Origin of the sequence: Bacillus cereus group sp. N11 (assembly GCF_016483605.1) — a bacterium.
GTDB lineage: Bacteria > Bacillota > Bacilli > Bacillales > Bacillaceae_G > Bacillus_A > Bacillus_A toyonensis.
Genome location: NZ_JAEHBN010000034.1, coordinates 1 through 17,466, shown reverse-complemented (window position 1 = coordinate 17,466; position 17,466 = coordinate 1). Strand labels below are relative to the sequence as shown.

The following is a 17,466-nucleotide window of genomic DNA, read 5'->3' as shown; positions in this document are numbered from 1 at the left end:
GTTAGTTTGTCTAGCATCTAAAAATAAAAATTGACGTTTCACGTTGTTTGTTTCGTTCAGTTTTCAAAGAACTACTTGGTCGCTCATTTGCGACTCCCTTATGTTAACATCTTCATGTTTCAATGTCAACTAAGTTTTTTATTTCGTTTGTCGTTTTCTGCGTTATTGCATCGGCGACTTGTTCTATATTACACCTCTGTACTCTAATCGTCAACATGTTTTTCTAAAAAAATATAAAAAGGCGTATTCCTTTTAAAATACGCCTTTTTTACCATAGAACATTCTATTCATTTATTATTTTTCTATAATAGGTAACGCGACGATGAATTGGATAATACCATCCTCATATTCAGCTCGAATACTCCCCCCCTGCAATTCAACAATACTTTTCGCAATAGCTAATCCAAGTCCCGAACCTTCCGTTACTCTACTTCGGGATTGATCCTTCTTATAAAAACGTTCAAACAAGTTCCCTAATTCTTCTCTCGTAAATTCTTCACTATGATTTGCTATAACAATTTGTATATCCTTGCGCTGTCTTTGAAGAGAAACTTTTATCTCTCCATCATCTTTACTATACTTAATCGCATTCATTAGTAAATTATCAAATACACGGACCATCTTTTCCGAATCAACCGATGCATAGGCACGTTCCTCAGGAAATTTCTTAACAAACGTAAGTCCATGCTCTTCCGCTTGCGGTACTAATTCTTCTATTAATTGTTCCAGTAACTCATTTATACATACTTCTTGTTTTTCTAATACAACTTGTTCATTCGTTAACTTCGTATACTCAAATAAATCTTCTATTAAATTTTTTAACTGCTCCGACTTTGCAAAAGCAATTCTCGTATACTCATCATGTTGTTCTTTATTTTCATATTTAGAATCTCGAAGTAATCGTAAGTAACCCATAATAGAAGTAAGTGGTGTACGTAAATCGTGAGATACATTCGTAATAAGCTCATTCTTTTGCTTCTCTAATTTACGTTCCTTTTCTATATTATTCATAAGCTCTTCCGCCATATTATTAATATTCTCAGTTAAAGACGCAATCTCATCTTCACCTTTCTTCTCAATACGGTACGCTAAGTTACCTTTTTCTATTTCCTTTACACCTTCTGCCATCGCTTCAATTTGCTTCATCTTTCTCTTTGTTATATAGAAAAAAGAGAAAATGAATACAAGGACACCAATTAAAAACGGAAATGGTCCTTCTTGCGTTTCATACATTACCTCTCCCTCTGGAATTCCGCTAACAAACATGTACAAATTCTTTCCTTCAATAGTAATAGGTGAAAAAGCTATAAACTCTTTTCTTGTACTTTCAAATTCATTTCTACCATCTGTATAATTAATCGCAAATGATGCTGCATTACGAATCGTATTATGCAAATCGATTTGCTCTTCTTGCGCCTGCTTTGTTTTATATAAAACTTTACCACTTTCATCAGTAACCAATATTTTTAAAGCTCTATTTCCTCGCTCTAAATTTTGATTCTCCATTTCGATCATATTAGATATAGCTTCTAATTTATTTTCATGAACCGAACTACTCGCTGCTCTTTGAGCTTGGTAATTAATTTGTTCCATACCAGCTCGATAATCGATAGTCGCTTGACGATTCGCATTCTCAAAAAATGGCGCAGCTGCTTTCGCTGACAAAACTCCTAATAACGCACAAGCAGCAAAAGTAGTAATCAATTGAATTCTTATACTCTTCCGTACGCTCTTTACTAATTTTTCAATTAATTCTCTTGTTTTCCTTACATAAGTAAACGGATTAAATATCTTTTTCAATCTTATACCCCACTCCCCATACTGTTTTTATATATCTAGGCTTCCTTGGATTCTCCTCAATCTTTTCACGTACTTTTCGAATATGCACCATTACAGTATTATCAGACTGGAAAGATCGTTCGTTCCACACCTTTTCATAAATTTGCTCCGCGCTAAAGACCATACCTGGATTACGGGCTAGTAATTCTAAAATTGAAAATTCCCTCGGAGTTAGTTTCACTTCTTCTCCATCTACAATAACTTTATGGGTCGAAATGTTTATTTTCATCTCTCCAATTTCTAACTCGTCCTCATTTTGTATAGCGAAACCATTCATTTTCATATAACGACGTAACTGGGATTTAATTCTCGCGATTAACTCTAACGGATTAAACGGTTTCGTTACGTAATCATCTGCACCAGTTGTTAACCCTAAAATTTTATCCATATCTTGCGTTTTCGCAGAAAGCATAATAATTGGCATTTCTTTCGCTTCTCTTACTTTCATACACATATGAATACCATCTACTTTCGGCATCATAATATCCAACACAACTAAATGTACTTCATTCTCTTCTAACATACGTAGCCCTTCTTCTCCATCTCCGGCCTGCAGTACTTTATATCCTTCGTTCTTTAAATATATTGTAATAAGATTCCTAATTTCTTTTTCATCATCTACGACAAGTATTGTTTCCCCGGCCATAATATTTCCCCCATTCATTTTTTATCCCTAACTTCTATTATAGGAAAACTTCTGAAGAAAAACGCTCGGAAATCCTTAAGATTTTCTGAAGACGCAAAAAAGGCCTAGACTCCCCTTAAGTCTAGACCTTTCAAAAACCCCTTTATTTACGAACGTAGATGAAATACAGTACGAATAAAACTCCCATAACATACATAATCGGATGAACCTCTTTACGACGACCACTCACAACCATTGTAATTGGATAGAAGATAAATCCAATCGCAATTCCCGTTGCGATACTATACGTAAGCGGCATTGAAATGATAGTAAAGAATGCCGGTACTGCAATCTCGAACTTCTTCCAGTCGATTTCTCCTAAAGAAGAAACCATTAAGATCCCTACAATAATTAAAGCTGGTGCCGTTACAGCTGGTGTTACAACACTTAATAATGGCGAGAAGAATAGTGCCAGTAAGAAGAATCCTGCTGTTACAACTGCTGTAAATCCAGAACGTCCTCCCGCTGCTACCCCTGCAGACGATTCAATGTAAGACGTTGTTGTTGACGTACCTAAGATCGCACCAATTACAGTTGCAATTGCATCTGCGAATAATGCTTTTCCTGCACGTGGTAATTTATTATTCTTCATTAATCCTGCTTGATTCGCAACCGCTACAAGCGTACCTGCTGTATCAAAGAAATCGATAAAGAAGAACGTTATAATTACAATCCCCATTTGAATAGTGAAAATGTCTCCGAAATGAGTTAACGCAGCACCGAACGTTTGTTCTAGACTCGGTATCGCTCCCACTACAGCTTTCGGAGTATCAATCAATCCTGTTGCCACTCCTAAGATCGCTGTAAGAATCATACCGTAAAATACTGCACCATTGATTTTCTTAATCATGAAGATGATCGTAGTAACAACCCCAAAGATTGCTAGTAACGTTGTGCCCTTTGTTAAGTCCCCCAACCCAACAAGAACAGCATCATTTTTCACGATAATTCCGGCATTTTGGAATCCAAGAAAGGCAATGAACAATCCGATACCTGCTGCTACTGCAAACTTTAACTCCGATGGAATTGCATTAATGATTTTTTCACGAATACCTGAAGCTGTAAGAATAATAAAGATAATACCTGACATTAACGTTCCGGCAATTGCTGTTTGCCACGGAATACCCATCGTTAAAACTGCTGTATAAGCAAAGAACGCGTTAATTCCCATACCTGGGGCTAAAGCAATTGGATACTTTGCGAAAATACCCATAATTAACGAACCGATCGCGGCCGCTAATGCTGTCGCAACGAATACTGCACCTGGATCCATTCCTGTACCTGCTGGTAACCCTTTAACATTTCCAAGTGACAGCGTAGCAGGATTGACAAATAGTACGTAAGCCATAGATAGAAATGTCGTTAACCCTGCTATGAACTCAGTCTTATAATTCGTACCGAGCTCATCAAATTGAAAATAGCGTTTCATCCTACGTTTCCCCCGTTATATGATTACTCGCCGCATTTCACCCTAGCCCTCTTTTATCTATAAAAATAAAAAAGGCTTCCATTGCATATACATGGAAGCGTTCTATAAACAAAGACAAGTTTCCCCTCATCTTTATAAAAACGCCTCGTAGTCAAGCCATTTACGGTAGCTAGGTAGAAACTTTCGGGCCATATCCCCGATATTATACGACGGCATAATATTCACTTTTCGTTTGAATTACATACTCATATTAACTCCTGAAAGTATTTTTGTCAATTTAAAAACGAACATTTTTATAAAATTTCATATTTTCGTTCGTATTAATACTGAAAACAAAAAGATCCATCTATGCATGAGCAAAAGATGGATCTTTTTTATAATACTATTCCCACTCAATAGTTGCTGGTGGCTTACTCGTTACATCATACACGATACGGTTAACGTGTTTTACTTCGTTTACGATACGTACAGAGATTTTCTCTAATACGTCCCAAGGGATACGTGCCCAGTCAGCTGTCATACCGTCGATAGATGTTACTGCACGGATACCTACTGTGTAATCGTAAGTACGCTCGTCACCCATAACACCTACGCTACGCATACCAGGAAGCGCAGTGAAGTATTGCCAAATTTCGCGGTCTAAGCCCGCTTTAATAATTTCTTCACGTAAAATCGCATCAGATTCACGAACGATTTCTAATTTCTCTTCTGTGATTTCACCTAATACACGAATACCAAGTCCTGGACCTGGGAATGGTTGACGCCATACGATTTCATCAGGAATTCCTAATTCAGATCCTAATACACGTACTTCATCTTTAAATAACGTGTTTAAAGGCTCAATTAATTTGAACTGCATGTCTTCCGGAAGTCCACCAACGTTATGGTGAGATTTAATTGTTTGTGCAGTTGCTGTACCACTTTCAACGATGTCTGTGTAAAGTGTACCTTGTGCTAGGAAGTCCATACCTTGTAATTTAGAAGCTTCATCATCAAATACGTAAATGAATTCGTTACCGATAATTTTACGTTTTTGTTCTGGATCTTCTACACCTTTTAACTTGTTCATAAAGCGTTCTTGTGCATCCACTTTAATAACGTTCATATGGAAGCCTTCGCTAAATGTTTTCATAACGCCTTCTGCTTCACCTTTACGAAGTAAGCCGTGGTCAACGAAAATACATGTTAACTGGTCGCCAATTGCTTTATGAATTAATACTGCTACAACAGAAGAATCTACACCGCCACTAAGTGCACATAGTACTTTTTTGTCTCCAACAGTTTCACGGATCTTCTCTAATTCTACTTCGATAAAGTTCTCCATGTTCCATCCTTCAGAACAACCACATACGCCGAATACGAAGTTTTTAATTAAATCGTTACCGTGCTCAGAGTGACGTACTTCTGGGTGGAATTGTACACCGTATAAGTTTTTCGCTTCATTGCTCATACCAGCAATTGGGCAAGACTCGCTTGTTGCGTCTACTACGAATCCTTCAGGTAAACCAGTTACTAAGTCACCATGACTCATCCATACAACTTGCTCTTCTGGAAGGTTCGTATATAATTTTGATTCGTTCTCTACTTTAAGAACAGCTTTTCCGTACTCACGGTGGTTTGCACGTTCTACTTTACCACCGAAGTGTTGTGTCATAAGCTGCATACCGTAACAAATACCGAAAATCGGTAATCCTAGTTCAAAGATTTTTTCATCACAATGTAATGCACCTTCACCGTATACACTATTTGGTCCACCAGAGAAAATAATCCCTTTTGGATTCATTGCTTTAATTTCTTCTGCAGTAATTGTATGTGGATGAAGTTCACTGTATACACCGAACTCACGAATTCGACGTGCTATTAACTGATTGTACTGACTTCCAAAATCTAAAACGATAATTGTATCGTGCTGCTTTTTCAAAATAATCACCCCAACGTTAGTTCTCGTATATAAATATTTTCACCAATTTGGCGAAAAGCATTACCAATATAATAAAAAAAGCCAGTCCTCCGCCTCTAGTCTCATAACAAAGAAAAGGCAGGGGTCTGGCTTTATAAAGAAAGATAGTCTCCGCTCTTTATAAATATAAGACACACTGCCTTCATAGTCAGGTTGTTTACGGTAACCCGGTAGAGACTCTCAAACCATATCATTGAGGATATATGAAGGATCGTTTTATATTATCTTCCTAGATTCTAACAATGAAGTGTCGATGTGGTCAAGAGAGAAAGCGACAAAATTCTACAGAAATTAATTTCTTTCCCACTAAAACACAAAAAACATTTCCATATAGAAATGTTTTTTGTGTTTTATCCTATTATTCAACTTTTTTCTGTTGTTTTCTACCCATTAATCGTGTAACACCATTTTTCATTACAAATACCCCGTATCCCACAAATAAAAAAATAACGGGCAAAATGTCAAAACGATACCTAGTTTGAACTTCGACAAACAAATGAATAACCACATATCCGCCAAATAAAATATATAAAAGAGGATATATTGAATCATTTCTTCTATATAATGAAATGGTACCAATCGCAAATATACAACATGTAATATACATAAGCCTTTCATATTTTGTCAGCATTTGTTGTAAGTGTGGTTTATTCAGTTCCCCCCACTCCAAAGCCCAACCAGGTGCATCATCAGGATTACTCCACATTTTTTCAACTTTCAATACAAGTAATTGACGAACTTTCTCTTTGTCCTTCAATCTGTCCTTGATCAAAGCAATGGAAGCATCATTTCTTTCCTTCCCAAGTTTAAATTGACTAAGGTAAACAACATCTGGCTGATTCCATCCACCAATCGAATCATAATTGAATCCCACAACAAATTTCCAATATGGCATTTGGTTCGACAATGGTTTTTTCGCTAATCCCGTGTTCATTAAGAAAATACTTACAATTTGCATCACTAGAAAATATACAATCACTATTCCCACTAATTTTTTTACGTAGTTTAACGTTTCTTTTTTTCTAAACGGAAGTATCTTATAAATTAATACATAAACAAAAACCGCCAATAAAAAGAAACTTCCTAACGGTCTCATAATATTTCCAATGCTTAACAGTAACCCTGTTAAACCCCAACCGTATTTAGTTGAAAAACCTTTTGTAATTAAAACATACAGTCCTAAAAAAAAGAAAAAGGTAGAAATATATTGATTTGTTAATACAGAGCTATAGATAATATTAGGTATGTAAAGCGCGTAAAATATTGCCGTAGTTCTCGCACTGTATTCATTAAAAATGGTTTTACCCATAAAATAAATAATCACGGCAGTACCTACGCTCCAAAAAATATTAAATAACTTCAATATAAACAGATGATTACCAAAAATTTTTATTAATATAGCCTCATAATATGTGAATCCCAATTGGTATGTCCAACTCATATAGTATTCATCTGTAATAAATGCAAAATTACCCTTTACAGCTTGTTGAGCACTTTCATACATTACAGAAAAATCCGAGATAGGTACTGTTTTTTCAAAAATGATCCATAACAACCTAATTGCAAAGGCTGTAACTATGAGAATGAGCAAAAATTGATTAACTGTTAAAAAACGATTTGCTAAAAATGATATTATTCCGAGCACCAAAATAGTTGCTACTATCTCCAGAATTAACACAGCGACCGAGGAATAGGTAGATTTCTCTATTTGAAATGAATTATAAAGTGTAATGACAAACATCGCCAAACCACATACTACTAATATTTTCGAAAAAATGTTTCTACCCAAATTTTCTTTAATCTGCATCATATACCTCACTAACTAGGCTACCGCCATCTTCTCTCATAGACAATAAGAACTAGGAGACTTATTATCTCGACTAAAAAATAAGAAAAATCCCTTTTGACTGTATCATAAATGTTAAAAGAATTATATATTCAATTGGAATTATATTGAATATTACCGTAATAAAAGAAGCTTGAATATTCCCCAACATTCTCTCTCTAAACTTGCGACCTTCCAGAAACCTTTTATATACATCTTAACAACAAAAAAGACTACCTCCTTTTATCAAGGAAGTAGCCTTCTTCTAATTAACTATTTATACATTGAACAGCTTCACAGAGTGATGCTTATTACATCATTCCGCCCATACCGCCCATGCCCATGCCGCCCATGTCAGGCATTGCTGGTGCATTTGGTTCTGGCTTATCAGCAACTACAGCTTCAGTTGTTAAGAACATAGCTGCAACAGATGCTGCGTTTTGAAGTGCAGAACGAGTTACTTTAGCTGGATCTACGATACCAGACTCAAGCATGTTAACCCATTCGCCAGTAGCTGCGTTGAAACCAACGCCTACTTTTTCGCCTTTTAGACGCTCTACAACTACAGATCCTTCTAGACCAGCGTTGATTGCGATTTGACGAACTGGCTCTTCTAGTGCACGAAGTACGATGTTGATACCTGTTGCTTCGTCGCCTTCAGCTACGATAGAAGCTACTTTCGTGTATACGTTCATAAGTGAAGTACCACCACCTGCAACGATACCTTCTTCTACTGCTGCACGAGTTGAGTTAAGTGCATCTTCAATGCGAAGTTTGCGCTCTTTTAACTCAGTTTCAGTTGCTGCACCTACTTTAATTACTGCTACGCCACCAGCTAATTTAGCAAGACGCTCTTGTAATTTTTCACGATCGAATTCAGAAGTTGTTTCTTCTAATTGCGCACGGATTTGACCGATGCGAGCTTCGATTTGTTGTGTGTTTCCAATACCTTCAACTACAGTTGTGTTTTCTTTCGTTACAACGATTTTACCAGCGCGTCCTAAAGATTCAACTGTAGCAGATTTTAAGTCACGTCCTAATTCCTCAGTGATTACTTCGCCACCAGTTAAGATTGCGATATCTTCTAGCATTGCTTTACGACGGTCACCAAATCCAGGAGCTTTAACAGCCACTACATTGAATGTACCACGAAGTTTGTTCACTACTAATGTAGCTAAAGCTTCGCCTTCTACATCTTCAGCAATGATAAGAAGTGGTTTACCTTGTTGTACCACTTGCTCTAATACTGGTAAGATTTCTTGGATGTTAGAAATCTTTTTGTCAGTAATTAAGATATATGGGTTATCAAGAACAGCTTCCATTTTGTCAGAATCAGTAATCATGTAAGGAGATGCATATCCACGATCAAATTGCATACCTTCTACTACGTCTAATTCCGTTGTGAATCCTTTAGATTCTTCTAAAGTAATAACGCCGTCGTTACCAACGCGCTCCATTGCTTCAGCGATTAATTGACCTACTTCTTCGTCAGCCGCAGAAATAGCAGCTACTTGTGCGATAGAAGATTTACCTTCAATTGGTTTAGAAATCGCTTTTAATTCTTCAATTGCAGCAGTAACAGCTTTTTCGATACCTTTACGAAGACCCATTGGGTTTGCACCAGCTGTTACGTTTTTAAGACCTTCACGAATCATAGCTTGCGCTAATACAGTTGCAGTTGTCGTTCCGTCACCAGCTACATCGTTTGTTTTGCTAGCAACTTCTGCTACTAATTTTGCACCCATGTTTTCGAATGCATCTTCTAATTCGATTTCTTTTGCGATTGTTACACCATCATTTGTAATAAGTGGTGAACCGAATTTTTTCTCAAGTACAACGTTACGACCTTTTGGTCCAAGCGTTACTTTTACTGCGTTTGCAAGAGTGTCGACACCGCGAAGCATCGAACGACGTGCTTCTTCACTAAATTTAATATCTTTTGCCATAATAATTGACCCCCTTGGAATTTTTAAGTTTTATATAATTAACCGATAACTGCTAAAATGTCACTTTCACGTAAAATCAAGTAGTCTGTACCTTCGTATTTTACTTCAGTACCTGCATATTTTGAGAAGATGATAAGATCACCTGCTGCTACCTCTAAAGCAACACGCTCACCATTTTCAAGCACTCGACCAGTACCTACTGCAATAACTTTACCCTCTTGTGGTTTTTCTTTTGCAGTGTCTGGTAATACAATACCACTTGCTGTTTTTTCTTCTGCTTGAACAAGCTCAATTACAACGCGATCACCTAATGGCTTTAGCATGAACAATAACCTCCTCATTGTGTTATGTAAATTTTTTATTAGCACTCGAGTCACCCGAGTGCTAACACACTTATAATAATAAATAATCTCAATTTCTTTTGCAAGTAAAAAAATCATAATTTTTTCGCAAATTACTATATATACTCTTCTATATAAAATCCTTCTTCTACTACCTTTACTATATGAATCGTTGTTTCCACTACTCGTATGTTACAATATGAAAGACACCCTAAGTTGTTTTCGCTACACACACAACTTTTTCCTGTCTTCTATTTTAATTTCCAATGCAGATTTACAAAAAAAAAAACATAATTCGAATGAAAGTTTATATCGTAGGTAGCATATTACATGTTATCCTGCCTTATCTCATACACTAGAGTTAGAAAGGATGGTTAAACCATTTGAAGAAACAATATTGGTGGATTATCGTTACATACATTTTAATGCAATTGTCGGGTATTGCCGGATTACCACTTCTTCTGAAAACCGGACTATACGATAATAGAGGATTTACCAACGAGGAAAAGTTTCAACTAATAACCGGACATTGGTCTATTATTAGCTTTTTCATTGCACTATGCGTTGTAATTTGGTTACTTAGAACAGATATTCGTGACAGGCATTTAGATGCAATGCGCTCTTCTGTTCCAGCTACAATCGGGTGGATTTTTATCGGGTTCTTCTTAGCAATCATCTCACAAAGTATTGCAGGTATGATTGAAATGTATCTATTAGGGATTACACCTGGATCTGAGAATACAGACCGACTTATGGACATCGCAAGAACGACACCTTGGTTCCTTATTGTTATATCTATAATCGGTCCTATTTTAGAAGAAATCGTATTTAGAAAAATTTTATTTGGTACACTTTATAAGAGATTTAATTTCTTCGTTGCTGCTATTATTAGTTCACTCGTATTCGCAGCGATTCATTTTGATTTTACTCACCTATTGGTATACACTTCTATGGGGCTCGTATTCGCCTTCTTATATGTAAAAACGAAACGCATTATCGTTCCTATAGCAGCCCATGTAGCAATGAATACATTAGTTGCCATTGGACAGATTTTCATGAGCAATGAACAAATTCAAGAAATGATTAAAGAAGCTGAAAAAATGCAAGGCTTTATCGGAGGATTTTTTGTATGAGAAACTCACCATTGTTCATGGCTGCATTGTATTTCCTTCTCGGATGTATCTTTACACGTTTCGCCATTACGAACGTGACAGATACAATCTGGAATATGTGGACAATACTATTTGCAGTTATGGCAACAATTGATTTTAATTTGGCACTTCGCCTTATATTAGTGAAATTCACAAAGAAAAAACAATAATAAAACGCAGAGGTCACCTCCTCTGCGTTTTATTGTGGATAATTCTTTAAAAAGTAAACAAGCGTTTGTAGCTCTACAGCTAAATCAATATGATGAATTCTTATATTCTCTGACACATTTAAGCGTGCTGGTGTGAAGTTTAAAATACCGTGCACGTTTGTTTCTGCCAATCTATCGGCTACAGATTGCGCTACTGTAGCGGGTACTGTTAATATTGCCACTTGTATATCATTTGATAACCTTTCTTCTAATTCATCTAAATGATATACAGGAATACCCCCGATTTCTGTTCCAACTTTCTCTTCACTAACATCAAATGCCATTTCAATTTTTGTATTATTGTTTTTCGTGAAATTATAATGTAAGAAAGCGGTCCCTAAATTACCTACTCCAATAAGCGCTACACGTGTTATATCATCTTGATCGAGTGTTTCACGGAAAAATGATAATAAATAATTTACGTTATATCCATATCCCTTTTTCCCTAATGCTCCAAAGTATGAGAAATCTCTTCGAATAGTTGCGGAATCAACCTTTACCGCTTCACTCAATTCGGCTGATGAAACACGTTGCTTACCAGAAAGAGATAAGTTTTGGATAAATCGATAGTATAGAGGCAATCGTTTAGCAGTGGCTTGCGGAATTTTCTGCTGATCCATATAACCTCTCCTCTCTTCCTATCTTTATTCATATACTTGAATCGAATACAGAAGTTTAGTACTTATGAATTTCCTTGTATAATAAAGAGAAGAAGTATTCTCTCTTTATTTTAAACTATACACTATTTTTAGTATGATTGAGAAATATAAACATGGCAAAGTTAAGAAATTATTTGAGGTGAAAACATTGATTTTATTACAAGTAAACGGGCTTTCAAAATTATACGGTGCCGAAACGATTCTTGCAAACATAAAATTGGAAGTGCAAACGAAAGATCGTATCGCTTTAGTTGGACGAAATGGAGCCGGAAAATCTACATTATTAAAAATTATCGCCGGTGAATTATCTCATGATGGCGGCGAAATTATAAAACCGAAAGATGTCTCAATTGGGTACTTAGCTCAAAATACTGGATTAGAAACATCATTAACAATTTGGGATGAAATGCTAACCGTCTTTACACACCTACAGCAAATGGAGACAAAACTTCGAAGGCTAGAGCAAGAAATGGGAAAAGAAGAAAACTTTTCAAATGCCGCTACATATGAAAAATTATTAGCTGATTATGACCAATTGCAATTAGATTATAAAGATCAAGGCGGCTATCAGTACGAAGCAGATATTCGCTCCATTTTAAGCGGTCTTGGTTTCCCTGTTGAAACGCATCAGACGACAATTTCTACGTTAAGTGGCGGACAAAAAACGAGATTAGCTCTTGGGAAATTATTATTAACGAAACCAGACTTACTTATTTTAGACGAGCCTACAAACCATTTAGACATCGAAACATTAACGTGGCTTGAGCAATACTTACAAGGTTATCCTGGCGCAATTTTAATCGTTTCTCATGACCGTTATTTCTTAGATAAGCTTGTTACACAAGTATATGAAATTTCGAATAAAGAAAGCAGACGATTTGTTGGTAACTACAGTAAATATTTAGACTTAAAATCAGCCCTATACGAACAAGAAATGAAGCGTTACGAAAAGCAACAAGATGAAATCGCTAAACTTGAGGACTTCGTTCAAAAAAATATAGCACGTGCATCTACGACAAAACGTGCACAAAGCCGTCGTAAACAATTAGATAGAATGGAATTATTAACTAGACCATTAGGTGACTCTAAATCAGCCTCATTCCACTTCGATATTGAAAAACAAAGTGGAAATGATGTTTTACAAGTAAAAGATGCAACCATCGGTTATGATGAGGATCCTATTATTGAACATGTAAATATGCGCTTAACTCGGGGAGATAGTGTTGCCTTAGTTGGACCGAATGGAATTGGAAAATCCACATTATTAAAATCCATTGTGAATAAGTTACAGCTATTACATGGAGATGTTGCTTTCGGATCAAATGTATCTGTTGGTTATTATGATCAAGAGCAAGCTAACTTAACATCTTCTAAGCGCGTTTTAAATGAACTATGGGATGAATATCCGCTTCAACCCGAAAAAGAAATTCGCACTATACTAGGTAATTTTTTATTCACAGGGGATGATGTGCTAAAACCAGTATCTTCTCTTAGTGGTGGACAAAAGGCCCGATTAGCTCTCGCAAAACTTATGATGCAAAAATCCAATTTATTAATTCTCGATGAGCCAACGAACCATCTTGATTTAAATAGTAAAGAAATTTTGGAGAATGCTTTAATTGATTATCCAGGAACTCTTCTATTCGTTTCACATGACCGCTACTTCATTAATCGCGTAACGACTACAGTTGTCGAGTTATCAACAGAAGGTGCGCAAGAGTATTTAGGTGATTACGATTACTATGTGGAGAAGAAAAATGAAATGATTGAACGCGCAGCATTTGAACAACAAGAACAGCAAGAAAATCAGGCACCTGTTCAAAAAACTGTAGCTCAAGAAAAATTAAATTATCTCGAAGAAAAAGAGCGTAAACAATTAGAACGTCAACGCACTCGAAAAATCGAAGAACTAGAACAAAACATCGTAAGCTTAGAAGAAGAAATTGCTACGTTAGAGGATCAGCTTTGCTTACCAGAAATATATGCAGATTATGAAAAGGCTAGTGAGATTACAACGAAAAAACAAACATTACAAGAACAACTTGAAGCCTGTATGGCAGAATGGGAAGAACTGCATATATAAGCTAATTTAAACAAAAAGGATGTCTCATCAGTCGAGGATTTTTGACTAGATGACATCCTTTTTATTTCCCTTTAGAATCAGTTTCGTAGTACATGAAATTATATCGACGATTTTTTGAATGTACATACCTTAACTTAAAATATATAAACAATTCGACAAGAAACATCGTTTTCCCGACAAAGATTGACAATTGCAGCAACCCATATGATAAGAGGAGGGTTTTTCAAAAGTTTTTCAGGATATCTTCTCGTTTTTATTTCCCGAAAAAGAATTCATTTAAAGGTCAGACTTCATCCGTTTTATCCACAAGGTTATACACATATCCACCTTTATAAAATAAACATCAAAATAACTTTTCCACATTATCCACATTTAACAAAAAAGTTATTAACAGTTTATATACACAATAAAACCCACATTATCAACAGATAATATGGGTTTTATCCACAAGCTGTGGTTAATTTTGTGTATAACTATGCTTCAATATCTAAACCTGGGTTTGCATTTAAAGCTAATGTCGCACGTTTTCCTTGTTCGTATGCAATTGTACCTGCAGCTGCAATCATTGCTGCATTGTCTGTGCATAAAGATAACGGCGGGATAATTAGCTCTATATCTTCTTTTCGTGCAAATTCTTCTTCTAGACGTGCACGAAGCCCTTTATTAGCAGCTACTCCACCAGCAAGGAGCAATTGCTTTACATTATACGCTTCTGCTGCACGAGATGCTTTCGTTACAAGTACATCAATTACACTCTCTTGAAAGCTTGCTGCTAAATCTTCCGGTGCAATTTCTATACCACGTTGTTTTGCGTTATGCACAGTGTTGATAACTGCTGATTTCAATCCACTAAAGCTGAAATCATACGAATCGGGTTCTAGCCATGCACGAGGCAAATCAATTGTTGGCTTCCCTTCATGCGCAAGACGATCAATATGAGGACCACCTGGATACGGCATAGATAGCGTACGAGCTACTTTATCATATGCTTCTCCTGCTGCATCATCTCGTGTTTCACCAATCACTTCAAATGAACCATGTTCTTTCATATAAACAAGTTCTGTATGTCCACCAGATACAACAAGTGATAGTAGTGGGAATTGAACTTCTTTTACTAAACGATTCGCATAAATATGGCCAGCAATATGATGAACACCAACTAGAGGAATATCATGTGCAAAGGCTACCGCCTTCGCTGCATTTACTCCTATTAAAAGTGCTCCTACTAAACCGGGTCCCTCTGTTACAGCAATTGCATCAATATCCTCGAAAGTTATATTCGCTTCTTTTAAAGCTTCTTCTAACACAACTGTAATTTCTTCTACATGGTGACGGGATGCAATCTCTGGTACAACCCCGCCAAAACGCTTATGACTTTCAATTTGTGATGCAACGACGTTCGCAATGATTTCCGTTCCATTTTTAACAACTGCTACTGCTGTTTCATCGCAGCTTGTTTCAATACCAAGTATAATCGTATTTTTTTCCATTATATATTCACCCACATTACAAGACCATCTTCCTGATTGTCTGCATAGTATCGTTTACGAATTCCACCATTTTGAAATCCGTATTTTTTGTATAACTGCTTTGCTACTTCATTTGATACGCGTACTTCAAGCGTCATTGTTTTTACCCCTAGTTCTTTCGCTACGGAAATAACTTCTTTCAATAGGGCATCTCCTAACTTTTGACCTCGGTATTCTGGCAAAATAGCTATATTTGTGATATGTGATTCATCAATAATTATCCACAATCCACAATACCCGATTACAAGGCCATCTTTTTCTAGCACAACATAATGTGCATGTTCATTCATCGTTAATTCACGTTGAAAGGCATCTGCAGTCCAAGGAGTTGAAAAAGATGCTTCTTCAATAGCTACAATTTGAGCGATATCATCGAGTTCCATCTTTCTAAATATCATATCCATCTTCTGCAAGCTCCTACTTGTTTTGACTTTCTAACCACTTTGTTTCAGCTTCAGCTAAACGAAGGTAACTAGGAACAAATGAATGTACATCTTGTTCCTCTTTTTGTAACCCTAAGAAAGCTAACCCACTTGGTCTTGGGTTATTTTTAGTGAAAGGAGCAAATACAGCTTGATTGCCTAAATGTTCTATAATTGTTTCTTTATGCAATTTAACATCGTTACCGATAAATAAAACAGGCTGTCCTTTATGTTTTAACTTTTGCAACCAGTCTACAATAAGAATAATTCGATCTTCTTCTATTGAAGTTAACTGCTCTCCTTCATATGTATATAATCCAGTATAAATTTGTCCACGTCTTCCATCAAATAAAGGACAAATTAACCCACTAAAGTTAGCACCGTTTGCAGCTACTACTTCTAAACTTGATACACCTACGATTGGTATTTGAAGTGACCAAGCTAATGTTTTTGCCGCTGTCACACCTATGCGAACACCTGTATATGATCCAGGTCCAGCAGCCACAACGATTTTAGTTAATTCTTTTGGTTTTACACCACATTCTTTTAATAGTTGCTCTACAGCTGGCATAAGGCGTACAGAATGGTTTTTTGTTAAATTTGTAATGATTTCCCCAATTACGTTTTCTTCCTCAATAAGGGATACACCCATTACGTAATTTGAAGTATCAATTGCTAGTACTTTCATCTTGTAATAGCTCCTCACATAATCTAATATAACGGTCTCCAACTGGCTCGAGTACAATTTTCCTTGTGTCATCTCCAGCATGGAATAAACTAATTTGTAACTTTTCATTCGGTAAATATGCTTCTATCAAATGAGCCCATTCTACTACCGTAATTCCTTCACCATAGAAGTACTCATCAAAACCTAAGTCTTCTTCACTTTCCGCTAAACGATACACGTCCATATGATATAACGGCAATCTTCCTTTATATTCTTTAATAATGTTAAAGGTAGGACTATTTACAACTCTTTTCACGCCAAGACCTTTTGCTAGCCCTTTTGTAAAAGTCGTTTTACCAGCTCCAAGATCTCCTTCTAAAATAATTACATCTTGTGCCCGGGCAAGTTCACCTAGTTTTTCTGATAATCTTTGTGTTTCCTCAGAAGATTTTGTTGTTACTTCATATTTACTCACAGACTTCACCTACTTTACTCACAATGTTCTCTGCTCTTTATTATACAGGTTTTGAATATATAAAAAAGTCCTTAGGAGTTGTCCTAAGGATAGTTTGACTGTCTTTATTAGTTTTTTGTTAAAACAAATAAAAAAATACGAAACAACTTGTTTCGTTCTTTTCTTTATATAAAATGGCGGTCCCGACCGGGGTCGAACCGGCGATCTCCTGCGTGACAGGCAGGCATGTTAACCACTACACCACGG

General features: G+C 36.3%; 15 protein-coding genes and 2 riboswitches. Of the genes, 3 read left to right on the top strand and 12 right to left on the bottom strand.

Annotation, left to right across the window (positions count from 1 at the left end):
- Positions 1–294: 294 nt before the first annotated feature.
- The 7 genes from ampS to groES form a co-directional block, all read right to left on the bottom strand.
- On the bottom strand, positions 295–1,800 hold the full coding sequence (gene ampS, locus JDS98_RS29205) for an aminopeptidase AmpS (RefSeq protein ID WP_097959929.1): 1,506 nt from the start codon (positions 1,798–1,800) through the stop codon (positions 295–297).
- Positions 1,784–2,485, bottom strand: coding sequence for a response regulator transcription factor (locus JDS98_RS29200; protein ID WP_000896765.1), 702 nt, complete (start codon positions 2,483–2,485; stop codon positions 1,784–1,786). The genes ampS and JDS98_RS29200 overlap by 17 nt, the downstream gene beginning before the upstream one ends.
- A gap of 142 nt (positions 2,486–2,627) precedes the next feature.
- Positions 2,628–3,953 carry an NCS2 family permease gene (locus JDS98_RS29195; protein ID WP_199634607.1) on the bottom strand — a complete coding sequence of 442 codons (1,326 nt, stop codon included), beginning with the start codon at positions 3,951–3,953 and terminating at the stop codon, positions 2,628–2,630.
- A 128-nt stretch (positions 3,954–4,081) separates the two neighbouring features.
- Positions 4,082–4,183, bottom strand: a riboswitch (purine riboswitch).
- A gap of 152 nt (positions 4,184–4,335) precedes the next feature.
- Complete coding sequence (guaA, locus tag JDS98_RS29190) at positions 4,336–5,874, bottom strand: glutamine-hydrolyzing GMP synthase (protein ID WP_000743919.1); 1,539 nt, start codon at positions 5,872–5,874, stop codon at positions 4,336–4,338.
- 164 nt (positions 5,875–6,038) lie between these two features.
- A riboswitch (purine riboswitch) is annotated at positions 6,039–6,140 on the bottom strand.
- Between the two features lie 131 nt (positions 6,141–6,271).
- Positions 6,272–7,720 carry a glycosyltransferase family 39 protein gene (locus JDS98_RS29185; RefSeq protein WP_199634606.1) on the bottom strand — a complete coding sequence of 483 codons (1,449 nt, stop codon included), beginning with the start codon at positions 7,718–7,720 and terminating at the stop codon, positions 6,272–6,274.
- A gap of 329 nt (positions 7,721–8,049) precedes the next feature.
- Positions 8,050–9,684 (bottom strand): chaperonin GroEL, encoded by a 1,635-nt coding sequence (gene groL / locus JDS98_RS29180; RefSeq protein WP_001029987.1) that lies wholly within the window; start codon positions 9,682–9,684, stop codon positions 8,050–8,052.
- A gap of 38 nt (positions 9,685–9,722) precedes the next feature.
- Positions 9,723–10,007 (bottom strand): co-chaperone GroES, encoded by a 285-nt coding sequence (gene groES / locus JDS98_RS29175; RefSeq protein WP_000917306.1) that lies wholly within the window; start codon positions 10,005–10,007, stop codon positions 9,723–9,725.
- A 401-nt stretch (positions 10,008–10,408) separates the two neighbouring features.
- On the opposite strand from groES, the gene JDS98_RS29170 reads away from it, so the two are divergent.
- On the top strand, positions 10,409–11,158 hold the full coding sequence (locus JDS98_RS29170; RefSeq protein WP_000745318.1) for a CPBP family intramembrane glutamic endopeptidase: 750 nt from the start codon (positions 10,409–10,411) through the stop codon (positions 11,156–11,158).
- The gene (locus JDS98_RS29165) at positions 11,155–11,346 is read left to right on the top strand and encodes a YdiK family protein (protein ID WP_001246201.1); all 192 of its coding nucleotides are present in this window, start codon (positions 11,155–11,157) and stop codon (positions 11,344–11,346) included. Before JDS98_RS29170 ends, JDS98_RS29165 begins: the two co-directional genes overlap by 4 nt.
- A gap of 29 nt (positions 11,347–11,375) precedes the next feature.
- Here JDS98_RS29165 and JDS98_RS29160 read toward each other — a convergent pair whose 3' ends face one another.
- Positions 11,376–12,005 (bottom strand): redox-sensing transcriptional repressor Rex, encoded by a 630-nt coding sequence (locus JDS98_RS29160; protein WP_000372701.1) that lies wholly within the window; start codon positions 12,003–12,005, stop codon positions 11,376–11,378.
- A gap of 187 nt (positions 12,006–12,192) precedes the next feature.
- Between JDS98_RS29160 and JDS98_RS29155 the strand changes: the two genes are divergently transcribed.
- On the top strand, positions 12,193–14,127 hold the full coding sequence (locus JDS98_RS29155; RefSeq protein ID WP_000602175.1) for an ABC-F family ATP-binding cassette domain-containing protein: 1,935 nt from the start codon (positions 12,193–12,195) through the stop codon (positions 14,125–14,127).
- Between the two features lie 473 nt (positions 14,128–14,600).
- Here JDS98_RS29155 and tsaD read toward each other — a convergent pair whose 3' ends face one another.
- The 4 genes from tsaD to tsaE are packed head-to-tail and all read right to left on the bottom strand — an operon-like array spanning position 14,601 to position 17,220.
- A complete protein-coding gene (tsaD, locus tag JDS98_RS29150) occupies positions 14,601–15,617 on the bottom strand; it encodes a tRNA (adenosine(37)-N6)-threonylcarbamoyltransferase complex transferase subunit TsaD (RefSeq protein WP_000414604.1) in 1,017 nt (338 codons plus the stop codon).
- On the bottom strand, positions 15,617–16,060 hold the full coding sequence (rimI, locus tag JDS98_RS29145; RefSeq protein WP_000367202.1) for a ribosomal protein S18-alanine N-acetyltransferase: 444 nt from the start codon (positions 16,058–16,060) through the stop codon (positions 15,617–15,619). The genes tsaD and rimI overlap by 1 nt, the downstream gene beginning before the upstream one ends.
- Before the next feature lie 13 nt (positions 16,061–16,073).
- A complete protein-coding gene (gene tsaB, locus JDS98_RS29140; RefSeq protein ID WP_199634605.1) occupies positions 16,074–16,766 on the bottom strand; it encodes a tRNA (adenosine(37)-N6)-threonylcarbamoyltransferase complex dimerization subunit type 1 TsaB in 693 nt (230 codons plus the stop codon).
- Positions 16,747–17,220 carry a tRNA (adenosine(37)-N6)-threonylcarbamoyltransferase complex ATPase subunit type 1 TsaE gene (gene tsaE, locus JDS98_RS29135; RefSeq protein WP_000049641.1) on the bottom strand — a complete coding sequence of 158 codons (474 nt, stop codon included), beginning with the start codon at positions 17,218–17,220 and terminating at the stop codon, positions 16,747–16,749. Before tsaE ends, tsaB begins: the two co-directional genes overlap by 20 nt.
- Between the last annotated feature and the right edge of the window lie 246 nt (positions 17,221–17,466).

Bases quoted from the DNA above. Each gene is read 5' to 3' on its own strand.
- rimI (WP_000367202.1), bottom strand. From the start codon at position 16,060: ATGGATATGATATTTAGAAAGATGGAACTCGATGATATCGCTCAAATT.
- JDS98_RS29165 (WP_001246201.1), top strand. From the start codon at position 11,155: ATGAGAAACTCACCATTGTTCATGGCTGCATTGTATTTCCTTCTCGGA.
- JDS98_RS29195 (WP_199634607.1), bottom strand. From the start codon at position 3,953: ATGAAACGCTATTTTCAATTTGATGAGCTCGGTACGAATTATAAGACT.
- tsaD (WP_000414604.1), bottom strand. From the start codon at position 15,617: ATGGAAAAAAATACGATTATACTTGGTATTGAAACAAGCTGCGATGAA.
- tsaB (WP_199634605.1), bottom strand. From the start codon at position 16,766: ATGAAAGTACTAGCAATTGATACTTCAAATTACGTAATGGGTGTATCC.
- JDS98_RS29200 (WP_000896765.1), bottom strand. From the start codon at position 2,485: ATGGCCGGGGAAACAATACTTGTCGTAGATGATGAAAAAGAAATTAGG.
- groL (WP_001029987.1), bottom strand. From the start codon at position 9,684: ATGGCAAAAGATATTAAATTTAGTGAAGAAGCACGTCGTTCGATGCTT.
- JDS98_RS29185 (WP_199634606.1), bottom strand. From the start codon at position 7,720: ATGCAGATTAAAGAAAATTTGGGTAGAAACATTTTTTCGAAAATATTA.
- groES (WP_000917306.1), bottom strand. From the start codon at position 10,007: ATGCTAAAGCCATTAGGTGATCGCGTTGTAATTGAGCTTGTTCAAGCA.
- JDS98_RS29160 (WP_000372701.1), bottom strand. From the start codon at position 12,005: ATGGATCAGCAGAAAATTCCGCAAGCCACTGCTAAACGATTGCCTCTA.